Genomic DNA, 13,403 nt, shown 5'->3' on the forward strand with positions numbered 1-13,403 from the left:
CCGGCGAGTCTTCGGGCGTGGCTACTCCTCGGAGATGTGTGTGACCGGGATCTGCACTGTCGGAATCGCAGGCTCCCCGTGCGACAACATCAGACCCTCCCACGGCAAGCTTCTCAAGCCAGCGGCGACCAGCTTGCGAGCCACGCCCAAGTCTGTGTCGGAGACCGGCTGTCCGGCACGAACCAGGGGGATCGTCACCACCCGGCTCTGTTCAGTGGTATCGGGTGGGCGGCCGGCGGGATGCACGATCTCCTCGGTGATCGTGCCGCTCGGGCGGGTCGTCCGCAGTGCCTGTTTATGACCGCCCTGGGACTCTTTGTGACTGCTCCGCTTCTGCACTGGTATGCCATCGACTTCGACCAGCTTGTAGATCATGTTGGCCGTCGGCGCGCCCGACCCGGTGACCAGCGAGGTGCCGACCCCGTAGCTATTGACAGGGTCGGCACGTAGCGCCGCGATCGCGAATTCGTCCAGGTCACCTGAGACGACGATTTGAGTCTGTGTGGCGCCGAGCCGGTCCAGCTGGTCGCGGACTTGACGGGCCAGCACCCCCAGCTCACCGGAGTCGATGCGCACTCCGCCCAGACCGGTACCGGCAGCCGCCACGGCGTTGGCCACCCCGGTCGTCACGTCATAGGTGTCCACCAGCAGTGTGGTGCCGGTTCCGAGCGCTTCGACCTGGGCGCGAAACGCAGCGGGCTCGTCGGGCCCATCGGAACGGGCGTGCAGCAGGGTGAAGGCGTGAGCAGCGGTGCCCTCGGCCGGCACCCCGTATCGGCGCTGCGCTTCGAGATTGGACGACGCGGCGAATCCGGCGATGTAGGCGGCGCGGGCCGCCGCGACGGCGGCTTGTTCATGGGTGCGTCGCGAACCCATCTCGATCAGCGGTCGGTCTTGCGCGGCAACGACCATGCGCGCGGCCGCCGAGGCAATTGCGCTGTCGTAGTTGAAGATCGACAAAGCCAGCGTTTCCAGCACGATGCATTCGGCGAAGCTACCGTGCACCGAAATCACGGGAGACCCGGGGAAGTACAGCTCGCCTTCGGCGTACCCGTCGACATCGCCGCGGAACTGAAAATCCCGGAGGTAGCGCACGGTATCGGCGTCGAGGAATTCCGCAACCGATGCCAGCGCAGTGTCGTCGAAGCGGAACCGCGGAAGTGCTTCCAGGAACCGGCCGGTGCCGGCCACCACTCCGTAGCGCCTGCCGTTGGGCAACCGTCGAGCGAAGAGCTCGAAGGTGGTCCGGCGATGCGCGGTCCCGTCGCGCAACGCCGCCGCCAGCATGGTCAGCTCGTACTTGTCGGTCAACAGCCCAGTGCAGGCCGAGTCGTCCACACCGCAACGGTATCGGGTGCGTCATCGGTATCCTGGGAGCCATGGTTGCGTCAGCGCCGACTAAGCCGGGAACCACCGGGCAACGTGAGGCCGACCCAGTCGATGTGACCGCCAGTCCGTGGGTCACGATCGTGTGGGACGACCCGGTCAACTTGATGAACTACGTGACGTACGTGTTCCAGAAGTTGTTCGGCTACAGCGAACCACACGCCACCAAACTGATGTTGCAGGTACACAACGAAGGTAAGGCCGTGGTCTCGTCGGGCAGCCGGGAATCCATGGAGGTCGACGTGTCCAAGCTGCATGCAGCCGGCCTGTGGGCCACCATGCAGCAGGACCGCTGAGATCGAGGACGTCCGGGTTCACACGTGCGCAAGTGGAAGCGGGTGGAGACCGCTGAGGGTCCCCGTTTTCGGTCCGTCCTGGACCCGCACGAGGCAGCGTTGCTCAAGAATCTCGTCGGCTCGATGATCGGGCTGCTCGATGAGCGTGAATCTTCTTCGCCGCCAGACGAACTCGAGCAGATCACCGGCATGAAGACGGGCAACACCGAACGCCCCGACAATACGACGCTGCAGCGATTGCTGCCGGACTTCTCCAAACCGGATGACGGTGCATCCGAATCCGCGGAAAGCCTCAACGCCGCATTGCGCAGCCTGCACGAGCCCGAGATCATCGAGGCCAAACGCGCTGCGGCACAACAGCTATTGGCGACGGTTCCGGACGACGGCGGGCGGTTCGAGCTGACCGAGGAAGCGGCGAACGCCTGGATTGCGGCCGTCAACGACATCCGCCTGGCGCTGGGCACAATGCTCGACGTCCGGCCGGATGGGCCGGATCGGCTGCCTGACGATCACCCGATGGCTCCGCACTTTGACGTGTACCAATGGCTGACGGTCCTGCAGGAATATCTCGTGCTGGCCCTGATGCGGAAACCGACCTGATGAATTCGATCACCGCCGTCGGGGGCATTCTCGTCGGTCACTGCCACCGGCTGGACCCCGACGCGACCATGGGCGCCGGCTGGGCTCGTGGCGTCACCGTCGTTTTGACGCCGCCGGGCACGGTCGGCGCCGTGGACGCTCGGGGCGGGGCGCCCGGCAGCAGGGAGACCGATCTGCTCGACCCGGCCAACAGCGTGCGCTACGTGGATGCAGTGCTGATCGCCGGCGGCAGCGCCTACGGACTGGCCGCGGCCGACGGAGTCATGCGCTGGCTGGAGGAGCACGACCGCGGCGTGGCGCTGCGCGGCGGGGTGGTGCCCATTGTGCCGGGCGCGGTGATTTTCGATTTGGACGTCGGCGACTGGGCGTGCCGGCCGACGCCGGAATTCGGCTACGCCGCTTGTGACGCTGCGGACGTCGAATTCGCTGTCGGCACCGCCGGCGCCGGAGTGGGGGCCTGCGCCGGTGTGCTCAAGGGCGGTGTGGGGACGGCGTCGACCACGCTGGACTCGGGGGTGACCGTCGGCGCGGTGGTGGCGGTGAATTCCGCGGGCAACGTCGTCGACCAGACCACCGGCCTGCCGTGGCTGTCGTATCTGGTCGACGAGTTCGGGCTGACCTCGCCACCCGACGAGCAGGTCGCCGCGTTGACCCAGCTGGAACCCCCGCTCAGCTCGCTGAACACTGCCGTGGCGGTGGTCGCCACCGACGCCGCGCTGAGCCCGGCCGCCTGTCGGCAAGTCGCCAGCACCGCGCACGACGGGCTGGCCCGCACCATCCGGCCGGCGCACACCCCCGTGGACGGCGATATGGTGTTCGCGCTGGCCACCGGCGCCGTCGAGGTGGCGCCACCGGCCGACACGCCGGCGGCGCTATCGCCGGAGACCGCGCTGGTCGCTGCCGTGGGCGCCGCCGCGGCCGACTGCCTGGCCCGCGCGGTGCTGGACGGCGTGATCGCCGCCGAGTCGGTGGCCGGAATACCGACCTACCGGGACCTGTTGCCCGGAGCATTCGAGCAAACGAAAGGGACCCGGTGACGTGCTGGTGATTCGTGCCGACCTGGTGGACGCGATGATCGCGCATGCCCGCGCCGACCACCCCGATGAGGCCTGCGGTGTACTGGCCGGCCCGGAGGGCTCCGACCGTCCGGAGCGGCACATCGCGATGATCAACGCCGAACGCTCGCCGACGTTCTACCGCTTCGACGCGCAAGAGCAACTCAAGGTGTGGCGATCGATGGACGACGCGGGCGAGGAGCCGGTGGTCATCTATCACTCGCACACTGCGACCGAGGCGTATCCCAGCCGCACCGACGTCAGCCTGGCCGCTGAGCCAGACGCCCATTACGTGCTGGTGTCTACCCGCGACCCTGGCGACGAGGAGGTCCGCAGCTACCGGATCATCGACGGCGTCGTCACCGAAGAGCCCGTCAACATCGTTGAGCATTACTAGGAGCTGTTCATGAGCATCACCGTCTCGATCCCGACCATCCTGCGCCCGCACACCGGCGGCGAAAAACGCGTCGAAGCCAGCGGCGACACGCTGCAGGCAGTCATCAGCGACCTTGAGGCCAATTACGCAGGCATCTCCGAGCGTCTTGTCGAAAACGGGAAGCTGCACCGATTCGTCAACATCTACGTCAACGACGAAGACGTGCGGTTCTCCGGCGGGCTGGACACCACGATCGCCGACGGCGACTCGATCACCATCTTGCCCGCCGTCGCCGGTGGGTAACGCGTGACCCGCTACGACTCGCTGCTGGGTGCACTCGGCAACACGCCGCTGGTCGGGTTGCCGCACATGTCACCGAGGTGGGACGACGACCCGCATGTCCGGCTGTGGGCCAAACTCGAAGACCGCAACCCCACCGGGTCGATCAAGGACCGGCCGGCGTTGCGGATGATCGAGCAGGCCGAAGCCGACGGGGTGCTGGCGCCCGGAGCGACGATCCTGGAGCCCACCAGCGGCAACACCGGCATCTCGTTGGCGATGGCGGCGCGGTTGAAGGGCTACCAGCTGATCTGCGTGATGCCGGAGAACACCTCGATCGAACGCCGCCAGCTGCTCGAGCTCTACGGCGCGCAGATCATTTTCTCGCCGCCGGAGGGCGGCTCCAACACCGCGGTGGCCACCGCCAAGGAGCTGGCAGCCGCCAACCCGTCGTGGGTGATGCTCTACCAATACGGCAACCAGGCCAACACGGACTCGCACTACTACGGCACCGGCCCCGAGCTGCTGGCCGACTTGCCGGAGATCACCCATTTCGTCGCCGGGCTGGGCACCACGGGCACGCTGATGGGCACCGGCCGGTTCCTGCGTGAGCATGTGCCGGATGTCGCGATCATTGCCGCCGAACCCCGCTACGGCGAGGGCGTGTACGCGCTGCGCAACATCGACGAGGGCTTCGTGCCCGAGCTGTATGACCCGAGCGTGCTGACCAGCCGGTATTCCGTTGGCGCCGCCGACGCGGTGCGCCGCACCCGCGAGTTGATCGATGCCGAAGGCATCTTCGCGGGCATCTCCACCGGTGCGGTGCTGCACGCGGCGTTGGGAATCGCGGCCAAGGCCGTAAGGGCTAACGAGCGCGCCGACATCGCGTTCGTGGTGGCCGACGCGGGGTGGAAGTACCTGTCCACCGGGGCCTACGCCGGTAGCGTGGACGAAGCCGAGGACGCGTTGGAAGGGCAGCTATGGGCTTGAGAGGCGCGGGTCGACACCCGGTGCCGCCCGCACAGCAGCCGAAGAAACGCTCGGCGGCGGTGGTCGGCGGAACCACGATCGTCAGCTTTGTGGCGCTGCTGTATGTCATCGAGGCGTTCGACCAACTCGACGGCCACCGGCTGGATTACAACGGGATCCGGCCCTTGGAGGCCGACGGCCTGTGGGGCATCCTGTTCGCGCCGCTGCTGCATGCGAGCTGGGCGCATCTGATGGCCAATACCGTCCCGGCGTTGGTTCTCGGTTTCCTGGTCACGCTGGCCGGGCTGTCCCGGTTCGTCTGGGCGACCGCGATCGTGTGGATTGTCGGCGGCCTCGGCACCTGGTTGATCGGCAATTTGGGATCGCCCTGCGGCGAGACCGATCACATCGGCGCTTCGGGCCTGATCTTCGGCTGGCTCACCTTCTTGCTGGTGTTTGGTTTCTTCACCCGCTCGGTCTGGCAGATCATCATCGGGCTGCTGGTGCTGTTCTTCTACGGCGGCGTGTTGTGGGGCGCCGTGCCGGTGCTCAATGTGTGCGGCGGCGTGTCCTGGCAGGGGCATCTGTGCGGCGGTATCGCCGGGGTGCTGGCCGCCTACCTGTTGTCCCGTCCTGAACGCAGGGCCCGCGAACGTCGACGGGCCTTGTCGACATGAGCCGCGCGTTGGCACCCGTCGGAATCTTCGACTCGGGGGTCGGCGGGTTGACGGTCGCGCGAGCGATCATCGACCAACTGCCCGACGAGGACATCATCTACGTCGGCGACACCGGCAACGGTCCCTACGGTCCGCTCACCATCCCCGAGATCCGCGCGCATGCCCTGGCCATCGGCGACGACCTCGTCGACCGCGGAGTCAAGGCGCTGGTGATCGCCTGCAACGCGGCATCCTCGGCCTGCCTGCGGGACGCCCATGATCGCTACGACGTGCCCGTGGTCGAGGTGATCGTGCCGGCGGTGCGGCGTGCGGTCGCCACCACCCGTAACGGCCGCATCGGAGTCATCGGCACCCAGGCGACCATCACGTCGCGCTCCTATCAGGACGCGTTCGCCGCGGCGCGCGACACCGAGATCACCGCGGTGGCCTGCCCGCGCTTCGTCGACTTCGTCGAGCGCGGCATCACCAGTGGTCGTCAGGTGCTCGGGCTGGCGGAAGGCTACCTCGAGCCGCTGCAGCGCGCCGGCGTGGACACGTTGGTATTGGGCTGTACGCATTACCCACTGCTGTCCGGCTTGATCCAGTTGGTGATGGGCGACGCCGTCACGCTGGTCTCCAGCGCCGAGGAGACCGCCAAGGAATTGCTGCGGGTGCTCACCGAGCGGGATTTGCTGCGCCCGCATGAGGCGCCGCCGGCGACCCGGGTGTTCGAAGCCACCGGTGACCCGGAGGCCTTTCTCAGCCTCGCGGCGCGGTTCCTGGGCCCGGCGATCACCGGTGTCCAACCGGTTCACCATCACATCGGTGCACCGAGGTGACTGTCCTCGCACAGTAAAGCGGGGATGTTTTCGCCAACCAGGCGTCGGACATGGCACAGTAGGAATCGTGCGAATAACCGTGCTGGGCTGCTCCGGCAGTGTTGTAGGCCCGGATTCGCCGGCATCGGGTTATCTGCTGAGGGCCCCTGATACTCCGCCGCTGGTCATCGACTTCGGCGGGGGCGTGCTCGGTTCGCTGCAGCGGCACGCCGATCCGGGTTCCGTCCATGTGTTGTTGTCGCATCTGCACGCCGACCATTGCCTGGATCTGCCCGGGTTGTGCGTGTGGCGCCGCTACCATCCGTCGCCTCCGGTCGGCAAGGCGTTGATGTACGGGCCGGGCGACACGTGGTCGCGGGTCGGTGCCGCTTCATCGCCATACGGCGGCGAGATCGACGACATCTCCGATGTCTTCGACGTCCGGCATTGGGTCGACGGTGAGCCGGTGAACTTGGGTGCGGTGACCGTCGTGCCGCGGGTGGTGAGTCACCCGACCGAGTCGTATGGCCTGCGGATCACCAACCCGGCCGGGGCGTCGTTTGCGTACAGCGGCGACACCGGATTCTGTGACTCGGTTGTGGAACTGGCCCGCAACGCCGACGTGTTCCTCTGCGAGGCGTCCTGGACGCATGGGCCCGATCGGCCGCGCAATCTGCACTTGTCGGGCACCGAAGCCGGGCAGATCGCGGCGGCGGCAGGGGTCGGGGAGCTGCTGCTCACCCACATTCCGCCGTGGACCTCGCGCGAGGACGTGATCAGCGAGGCCAAGGCAGAATTCGACGGTCCCGTGCACGCGGTGGTGTGCGGCGAGACGTTCACCGTCGGTCGTTCCTGAATCCCCAGCTGGGGTTAGTGTTGGCGGCGTGTCCAAACGAGAAGACGGCCGCCTCGACAACGAGCTTCGCCCGGTGGTCATCACCCGAGGGTTCACGTCGCATCCGGCGGGCTCGGTGCTGATCGAATTCGGTCAGACCAAGGTGATGTGCACGGCAAGCGTTACCGAGGGCGTGCCTCGTTGGCGCAAGGGTTCTGGGTTGGGCTGGCTCACCGCCGAATACGCGATGCTGCCGGCCGCCACTCACACGCGGGGCGACCGCGAATCGGTGAAGGGCCGGTTATCCGGACGCACGCAGGAGATCAGCCGGCTGGTCGGCCGCTCGTTGCGGGCTTGCATCGATCTGGCGGCGTTGGGGGAGAACACCATCGCGATCGACTGCGATGTGCTTCAGGCCGATGGCGGTACTCGCACCGCGGCCGTCACCGGCGCCTACGTTGCGCTCGCCGATGCGGTGACCTACCTGTCGGCGGCCGGCAAGCTGTCCGATCCCCGGCCGCTGTCATGCGCGATCGCCGCCGTCAGTGTCGGCGTGGTCGACGGGCGGGTGCGGGTCGACCTGCCCTACGAGGAAGACGCGCGCGCCGAGGTGGACATGAATGTCGTTGCCACGGACACCGGAACGCTGGTCGAAGTTCAGGGCACCGGCGAGGGTGCGACGTTCCCGCGATCGACACTGGACAAGCTGCTCGACGCCGCGCAGGGCGCTTGCGACAAACTGTTCGCCGCGCAACGCGAAGCCCTGGAGCTGCCTTATCCGGGCGTGCTACCCGAAGGGCCCGCTCCGCAGAAGGCGTTCGGAAGCTGACCCCCCTGCTGGTCGCCAGTCGCAACCGTAAGAAGCTGGCCGAACTGCGGCGGGTGCTGGATGCAGCGGCGCTGTCGACGCTGACGCTCGTGTCGCTCGACGACGTGCCGCCGTTCGACGAAACCCCAGAGACCGGTGCGACATTCGAGGACAACGCGCTGGCCAAGGCCCGCGACGGGTATACCGCGACGGGTTTGCCTTGTGTCGCCGACGATTCGGGGCTGGAGGTGGCCGCGTTGAACGGCATGCCCGGGGTGCTGTCCGCGCGATGGGCGGGTGTGCACGGCGACGACGCCGCCAATACCGCGCTGTTGTTGGCGCAGCTGCGCGATGTGCCCGATGAGCGACGCGGTGCCGCGTTCGTGTCGGCGTGCGCATTGGTGTCGGCGTCCGGAGGGGTCGTGGTGCGCGGCGAGTGGCCGGGTACCATCGCTCGGGAGCCGCGCGGTGACGGCGGCTTCGGCTACGACCCGGTGTTCATACCGGATGGGTCCAATTGCACCGCGGCGCAGCTGTCTCCGGCGGAGAAGGACGCCGCGTCGCATCGTGGTCGCGCGCTGAGGCTTCTGTTGCCGGCCTTGCGTGAGCTCGCCTAGGCAGGTCGCGACTGTGCGGTTTTATCCGCGACACGCCGTGTGGTGCGTACGAAATCGCACAGTCGGCGAGTTATAGGGCGAAGCGCGCCTTGACGTTTCGAGTCTGGAAGTGCTCGACGATGATGCCGAGCAGCGGGATGGTCCCGGCGAGCAGCACGCCGATCGTCTTGAGAATCGGCCAGCGGACCTTGATCGCGAGGTTGAACGCGGCCAATACGTAGACGAAGTAGACCCATCCGTGCACGATTTCGATCCAGCGGATTTCGTGATGGAAGACCAGGTGGGAGACGATCTCGTAGCACAGTGCGATCAGCCAGATACCGGTCGTCCATGCCATCACGCGATAACCGAGCAGAGCGGTCCGGATTTTTTCTGCGGGCATCGTCTCGCGTGTGGTCATGCAGTCGTCCTGTTCTGGTTGTCGTTGTCGCCCTTGGCGAGCTGAGCCAGGTACGCGTTGTACTCGGCCAGCGCGGGATCGTCGGCCGGCTGCTGTACAGGTTTGGGTCGCTCCGGTAGCAGGCCGTCCGGTAGCTCCGTCATGGCATGGTCTTTCGACGGCTCAGGCGGTACTTCTTCGTAGCGGACGAATTTTCGGTACGCGTACACGCAGAACCCGGCGAATAGCGGCCATTGCAGGGCATACCCGAGGTTCTGGAAGGTGCCCGACGCGGACTGAAACCTCGTCCACTGCCACCAGCCCAACGCCAGACAACCGCAGGCAGCGACGATGACCAGAGCGATCAGCGCAGGCCTGCGACGATGCGTAGTGGACACGTTTAGACGGTACCGCGAGGCTCTGGGGGCGCATCGCCGACGGGTCCGTCGTCTGATCTAAGCGGTACGATCGCTGGGCCGCGGGCGTGGCGAAACTGGCAACCGCGCGGGTTTTAGGTGCCCGTGCTCGAAAGAGCTTGAGGGTTCGAGTCCCTCCGCCCGCACTGACGCTGCCGTAATGTTTGCGCAGCTTAGCCAACTTCTGGGCCGAACATCCTTTGCGGTGCAACCACATTCACGCACGACGAACCGGCTCGATGCAAGCCAGTCACCTGATCAGGTGCCAAGCTTGGGTTCCCCTGAAACCGAGCGCGCTTTTCGTTTCGCCCGGGGAGTTCCGGGGGCGGGCTCGGACTCAGCTGTCGGGGTACTAGTCGGCTCAGCGAACGGAGTGTCAGCCAAGGAGGGCAGGGAATCAACATAGGCTTGCAGGTCCGCGGTCGTAAGCTTCACCCTGCCGCCGTCTTTTACGGCCCTGATCTTTCCGGCCCGAATTAGCTCGTTGAGATGGGCCGCCGACATGGCTAGCGCCGTTGCTGCCTGCTGCTTGGTGTAGAGGAACTGCTTCGGCGCCTTCTCGTAGAGCAGGTCGGAAGCATCATCGTCTGCGTCAATTTTGTCCACGTGCGAAATGTCCGCACGGTTCCGATCTGCTTGGGCTTCTTTTTTAGCCAAGGCTGCTTGGGTCCTCGGAGAAGCAGCCCTGGCCTCGGCGGCTCTCCCCGCGATCATGATCCCGCCCATAACGAGGAGGAATACGAGAAATAAGGCGAGGAAAAAGAAGATCGCTGGCCTATCCATGACGCCAGAAATAATACGTGCGGGAGGTTACTTGAACGTCCTCTCTGAGAATGGGGACCCAGGTCGTCATTGGCGTATACCACCGCCTCGCCGGCGGTGAAACCTCTGAGCGAGCTTTAACCTGTCACCATTGAGGATGTGGGCACCGCTGTCGTGGTGATACTGATCCTCTTGGCGATCGGCATAGTGGCCGATCAGCTTCTCCGGCTCAGGAGGTGGCTGCAGAAACCGCCTCCCCACCGAGACGTGCAAGAGCCACCTGACAGAAGCTCCTGACGGCTTCGCTCAGCAGCCCACTTCGATCTTGAACGGTGCGGTCGTCGACACGCTTGGATCGCCGACCTGTGATCCTTGGGCCTCGCCTCTGATGGTGTATGTGTCACGCGCGAAAACAACTGTTCCGTTGCCGGCTCCTGAGTCGGAAACACCGGTGAAGCCCCCGAAATTATTGATGTTCACCGATTCCAGTTTGGGCTTTTCCGAATCCAGCTTCAGGACCACCTGGACACGAGCCGGCGCCGCGCTGATGTCAGCGGTCAACAACCACTGAACCTGACTGCAGGAGACGGCGTGCGACGTGCGGGTGTTGTTGTTGACCGTGATCCGGGCGGTCTTCTGCGGCACTTTCTGGTCGCGCATCAAGCATCCCGCACACGATGCCGCCACCACCAAAGCGGTTATTGCGGCAGCGACGAACCGGCTTCTCACCGGGCACCTCCATCCCCAAAGCCGCATGGTCACTATCTGGCTCTGGTCGCACCGCTTTTCTACCAGCCTTGCGGTCGCCTTCGGGACTAAACCCGCGAGGTGTGGGCTACGTGAGAGACACCCGGCCCATGATCAAGTCGATGATCGGCTTGCCGGGCGCGAAAGACCCGGTAAGAGACGACATCACATGACCGTAGTCGACGAGCAGGGTCACACCGTTGATGCCGGCGGCCGCATCACTGTTCAGAAACGCCATCACATTGGCCATCTGCTCTGGCGTGTGCACCGAAGAACCGGTGGCATCCCGGTAGTCCTGGGCGAAGGTGAGCCACAGATCGGCATTCGCCCGGGCCAGCGGAGTATCAGTCGGACCCGGGCAGATGGCGTTGATGCGCACACCCTTGGCCAGCATGGGAAACGCCTGCATCGCGACGTAGGCGTTGATGGCCTGCTTGCTGAAGCCGTAGTGGATGATTCCTTCCGGCTCATGGGCCTTAACCCAAGCGTCCGCCGACTCGAAGTCGGGCGTGGCCAAGAACTCCTGAAGCCGGGGCAGGTCGTTCTCCCAGCCGATGCCTCCCACCGAGGAGATGAAGCAGATCGCCGAGCCGCGGGGGAGCTGGCCGTCGGCCAGCATCCGGTCGATGAGATGACGATGCCCGATGAAGTTGATCCGCATCAGGTCCGGTCCATCGGCGATGCCGGCGGCTGAGAAGATGGCATCGACCGGTCCGCCCAGCTGCTCGATCGCGCCGTCGATCGACGCCTTGTCCCGAAGGTCCACCTGAATCCCTCGGCCGAGTTCAGCGTCGACGGGCGCGTAGTCCATGACGATGACCTCCGCGCCCAAAGCACCCACTGTCTTGGCCGCCGCGGCGCCCATGCCGGTCGCGCCGCCTACCACCAGCGCCCGCTTCCCGTCGTAGCGGAACTGCTCGATACCAGTCATTTCTATCCTCTCTTGCGCCGCCAGCAGTACGGCTCGGAAGCACTCTATATAGAACAGATATTTGGTACAAGAAGTGCCAAGCGATAGGCGGCTACTTGCGAGCGCCGCGGTCGGCGACGCCACGCACCACGGTGTCGCGGGCATTGATCAGCGCCGCCCGAGTTCCCTGGGCCCGCACGATGTTTTCCGGCATCCACAAGAGATCCATCACGCAGCGCGACAGCATTGCAAGCGACGGGGAACCATCAACCCGAAGGTCCCCCGATCGGATCCCTTCGGACAACAGCGTTCTGAGTTGCCGCAATCGCATGATGAACGCCAATCCCGGATTTGGCGTGTCAGGCGGAGACTGGCGCATCCACGCCAGCTGGATCTTCCACTCATCGGGGAACTGATCCAACGCGTTGATGTTGACCCAGCTCAGCGCGTCTAGCTTCTCGACCGGTGTGGCATCCGTGCGAAGTACGCTGGCAAATCCACCGCCGGCCTTCTTGCCGAACGACTCCATGATTGACGCGAGCAGTTCGTCTTTTGAACCAATCAGCCGGTACACAGTCCCCGTGCCCAGGCCCGCCGCCGCCGCGATATCCCTGATGGTGGTGACTTCGTAGCCTTTTCGGCCGAACTCGGCTCGTGCGACCGCGCGGACATGGGCGGCTTTGTCGTTGGGGTCGGAGCTACCCTCGTCGCTCCATGTCTTGATCGCCGCCTCGGCTGCTGCGAAAGCGCTGGAGCGATTCAGCTCCTGGTCGCCGGGCGGGCTACTGGCGAGGCCCTGCAACATGATGCGGCACAAGACCCCCGCCGTCTGGTCCGCTGCGGCAGTATGCCGAATGATGTCGAGCCCGACGTGCATCATGGTCTGGCAGATCCGGTCCGCCAGCGTGGGCAGATCGATGTCGGGTCTGACGTAGCCACTCCACCTACCGGCGCGCAGCGTTTGCAGCATCGCTTGCTGCACCGCGGTGGGCGGCTTTTTGAGCAGTGCCACCAGCTCTTGGTTCGCACTCGGCGCTTCATAGAACGACATCTGCAGGGCGGCACGATGTTGCACCGCGCAGCGCGCGATCGCAGCTCCAAGCTCGACGATGTCGTCAGCGACGGGACGCGAGGCGGGCTGGTCCAGCCTCTCGTGGGCAATCTCGCCGATGCGGTCCAAATCGGCGTGATATCGCCGGACCAGCTCTACGAGGATCGCTTCTTTGGACTCGAAATGGTGGTACAGGCTTCCGGGCAAAATGCCCGCCGCATCGGCGATCTCCTGCAGCGAGGTACGCAAACCCGAAGTGGCAATCAACGACTCTGCCGTTTGCAGGATCTCGGTTCGACGGGTGCCGTCCTCATATGCACTCGGGCGGCGGTCCGCTAGGTCGAAGATCTTTCGGGAAGCACCTCGTGTGCGCGGCGTCATGTGCGGGTCTCCGGCGGCTGAACCGTCGGATGGTTGCTGAAGCCCCACGACACCTCCATGGC

The 13,403-nt window shown here is 65.5% G+C and carries 18 protein-coding genes and 1 tRNA gene; 12 read left to right on the forward strand and 7 right to left on the reverse strand.

The window, feature by feature from the left end; all coding sequences use genetic code 11:
• Positions 1-21 precede the first annotated feature (21 nt).
• Positions 22-1,338, reverse strand: coding sequence for a nicotinate phosphoribosyltransferase (locus AWC06_RS05580; RefSeq protein ID WP_085195228.1), 1,317 nt, complete (start codon positions 1,336-1,338; stop codon positions 22-24).
• 41 nt (positions 1,339-1,379) lie between these two features.
• On the opposite strand from AWC06_RS05580, the gene clpS reads away from it, so the two are divergent.
• From clpS to rdgB, 11 genes are all read left to right on the forward strand, one after another.
• Positions 1,380-1,682 carry an ATP-dependent Clp protease adapter ClpS gene (clpS, locus tag AWC06_RS05585; RefSeq protein ID WP_085195230.1) on the forward strand — a complete coding sequence of 101 codons (303 nt, stop codon included), beginning with the start codon at positions 1,380-1,382 and terminating at the stop codon, positions 1,680-1,682.
• Between the two features lie 24 nt (positions 1,683-1,706).
• Positions 1,707-2,282, forward strand: a complete 576-nt coding sequence (gene aosR, locus AWC06_RS05590) for an oxidative stress transcriptional regulator AosR (RefSeq protein ID WP_085195232.1) — start codon at positions 1,707-1,709, stop codon at positions 2,280-2,282.
• Entirely contained in the window at positions 2,282-3,319 is a 1,038-nt protein-coding gene (locus AWC06_RS05595; RefSeq protein ID WP_085195234.1) for a P1 family peptidase, read from the forward strand. Before aosR ends, AWC06_RS05595 begins: the two co-directional genes overlap by 1 nt.
• Before the next feature lies 1 nt (position 3,320).
• Positions 3,321-3,734, forward strand: coding sequence for a M67 family metallopeptidase (locus AWC06_RS05600; protein WP_085195236.1), 414 nt, complete (start codon positions 3,321-3,323; stop codon positions 3,732-3,734).
• A 9-nt stretch (positions 3,735-3,743) separates the two neighbouring features.
• Positions 3,744-4,016 carry a MoaD/ThiS family protein gene (locus tag AWC06_RS05605; protein WP_085195238.1) on the forward strand — a complete coding sequence of 91 codons (273 nt, stop codon included), beginning with the start codon at positions 3,744-3,746 and terminating at the stop codon, positions 4,014-4,016.
• Positions 4,017-4,019: 3 nt separating this feature from the next.
• Positions 4,020-4,982, forward strand: a complete 963-nt coding sequence (locus AWC06_RS05610; protein WP_085195240.1) for a cysteine synthase — start codon at positions 4,020-4,022, stop codon at positions 4,980-4,982.
• Positions 4,973-5,638: a rhomboid family intramembrane serine protease gene (locus tag AWC06_RS05615; RefSeq protein WP_085195242.1), complete on the forward strand. Its 666-nt coding sequence runs from the start codon at positions 4,973-4,975 to the stop codon at positions 5,636-5,638. Before AWC06_RS05610 ends, AWC06_RS05615 begins: the two co-directional genes overlap by 10 nt.
• Positions 5,635-6,456 (forward strand): glutamate racemase, encoded by an 822-nt coding sequence (gene murI / locus AWC06_RS05620; RefSeq protein ID WP_085195244.1) that lies wholly within the window; start codon positions 5,635-5,637, stop codon positions 6,454-6,456. The genes AWC06_RS05615 and murI overlap by 4 nt, the downstream gene beginning before the upstream one ends.
• Before the next feature lie 67 nt (positions 6,457-6,523).
• Positions 6,524-7,291 carry a cyclic nucleotide-degrading phosphodiesterase gene (locus tag AWC06_RS05625; protein WP_211281907.1) on the forward strand — a complete coding sequence of 256 codons (768 nt, stop codon included), beginning with the start codon at positions 6,524-6,526 and terminating at the stop codon, positions 7,289-7,291.
• 28 nt (positions 7,292-7,319) lie between these two features.
• Positions 7,320-8,099 carry a ribonuclease PH gene (gene rph / locus AWC06_RS05630; protein WP_085195248.1) on the forward strand — a complete coding sequence of 260 codons (780 nt, stop codon included), beginning with the start codon at positions 7,320-7,322 and terminating at the stop codon, positions 8,097-8,099.
• The gene (rdgB, locus tag AWC06_RS05635) at positions 8,096-8,695 is read left to right on the forward strand and encodes an RdgB/HAM1 family non-canonical purine NTP pyrophosphatase (RefSeq protein WP_085195427.1); all 600 of its coding nucleotides are present in this window, start codon (positions 8,096-8,098) and stop codon (positions 8,693-8,695) included. The genes rph and rdgB overlap by 4 nt, the downstream gene beginning before the upstream one ends.
• A gap of 70 nt (positions 8,696-8,765) precedes the next feature.
• Here the strand turns inward: rdgB and AWC06_RS05640 are convergent, their stop codons facing one another.
• Both AWC06_RS05640 and AWC06_RS05645 read right to left on the reverse strand, forming a co-directional pair.
• A complete protein-coding gene (locus tag AWC06_RS05640; protein ID WP_085195250.1) occupies positions 8,766-9,095 on the reverse strand; it encodes a DUF3817 domain-containing protein in 330 nt (109 codons plus the stop codon).
• The gene (locus tag AWC06_RS05645) at positions 9,092-9,472 is read right to left on the reverse strand and encodes a hypothetical protein (RefSeq protein WP_085195252.1); all 381 of its coding nucleotides are present in this window, start codon (positions 9,470-9,472) and stop codon (positions 9,092-9,094) included. The genes AWC06_RS05640 and AWC06_RS05645 overlap by 4 nt, the downstream gene beginning before the upstream one ends.
• A gap of 80 nt (positions 9,473-9,552) precedes the next feature.
• Here AWC06_RS05645 and AWC06_RS05650 point away from each other — a divergent pair.
• Positions 9,553-9,636, forward strand: a tRNA-Leu gene (locus tag AWC06_RS05650).
• Positions 9,637-9,748: 112 nt separating this feature from the next.
• On the opposite strand, the gene AWC06_RS05655 is transcribed toward AWC06_RS05650, so the two are convergent.
• The 4 genes from AWC06_RS05655 to AWC06_RS05670 form a co-directional block, all read right to left on the reverse strand.
• On the reverse strand, positions 9,749-10,273 hold the full coding sequence (locus tag AWC06_RS05655; protein ID WP_085195254.1) for an excisionase family DNA-binding protein: 525 nt from the start codon (positions 10,271-10,273) through the stop codon (positions 9,749-9,751).
• 285 nt (positions 10,274-10,558) lie between these two features.
• Positions 10,559-10,981: a lipoprotein LpqH gene (locus AWC06_RS05660; protein WP_169715300.1), complete on the reverse strand. Its 423-nt coding sequence runs from the start codon at positions 10,979-10,981 to the stop codon at positions 10,559-10,561.
• A 106-nt stretch (positions 10,982-11,087) separates the two neighbouring features.
• Positions 11,088-11,930 carry an SDR family oxidoreductase gene (locus AWC06_RS05665; RefSeq protein WP_085195259.1) on the reverse strand — a complete coding sequence of 281 codons (843 nt, stop codon included), beginning with the start codon at positions 11,928-11,930 and terminating at the stop codon, positions 11,088-11,090.
• A gap of 91 nt (positions 11,931-12,021) precedes the next feature.
• The gene (locus AWC06_RS05670; RefSeq protein WP_085195261.1) at positions 12,022-13,341 is read right to left on the reverse strand and encodes a TetR/AcrR family transcriptional regulator; all 1,320 of its coding nucleotides are present in this window, start codon (positions 13,339-13,341) and stop codon (positions 12,022-12,024) included.
• Positions 13,342-13,403 lie beyond the last annotated feature (62 nt).

This window comes from Mycobacterium fragae (genome assembly GCF_002102185.1).
In the GTDB taxonomy this organism is placed as follows: domain Bacteria; phylum Actinomycetota; class Actinomycetes; order Mycobacteriales; family Mycobacteriaceae; genus Mycobacterium; species Mycobacterium fragae.

Excerpts from the sequence above, each read along its gene's own strand:
- clpS (WP_085195230.1), top strand. The coding sequence starts at position 1,380 with ATGGTTGCGTCAGCGCCGACTAAGCCGGGAACCACCGGGCAACGTGAG.
- AWC06_RS05595 (WP_085195234.1), top strand. The coding sequence starts at position 2,282 with ATGAATTCGATCACCGCCGTCGGGGGCATTCTCGTCGGTCACTGCCAC.
- AWC06_RS05605 (WP_085195238.1), top strand. The coding sequence starts at position 3,744 with ATGAGCATCACCGTCTCGATCCCGACCATCCTGCGCCCGCACACCGGC.
- AWC06_RS05615 (WP_085195242.1), top strand. The coding sequence starts at position 4,973 with ATGGGCTTGAGAGGCGCGGGTCGACACCCGGTGCCGCCCGCACAGCAG.
- murI (WP_085195244.1), top strand. The coding sequence starts at position 5,635 with ATGAGCCGCGCGTTGGCACCCGTCGGAATCTTCGACTCGGGGGTCGGC.
- AWC06_RS05640 (WP_085195250.1), bottom strand. The coding sequence starts at position 9,095 with ATGACCACACGCGAGACGATGCCCGCAGAAAAAATCCGGACCGCTCTG.
- AWC06_RS05655 (WP_085195254.1), bottom strand. The coding sequence starts at position 10,273 with ATGGATAGGCCAGCGATCTTCTTTTTCCTCGCCTTATTTCTCGTATTC.
- AWC06_RS05665 (WP_085195259.1), bottom strand. The coding sequence starts at position 11,930 with ATGACTGGTATCGAGCAGTTCCGCTACGACGGGAAGCGGGCGCTGGTG.
- AWC06_RS05670 (WP_085195261.1), bottom strand. The coding sequence starts at position 13,341 with ATGACGCCGCGCACACGAGGTGCTTCCCGAAAGATCTTCGACCTAGCG.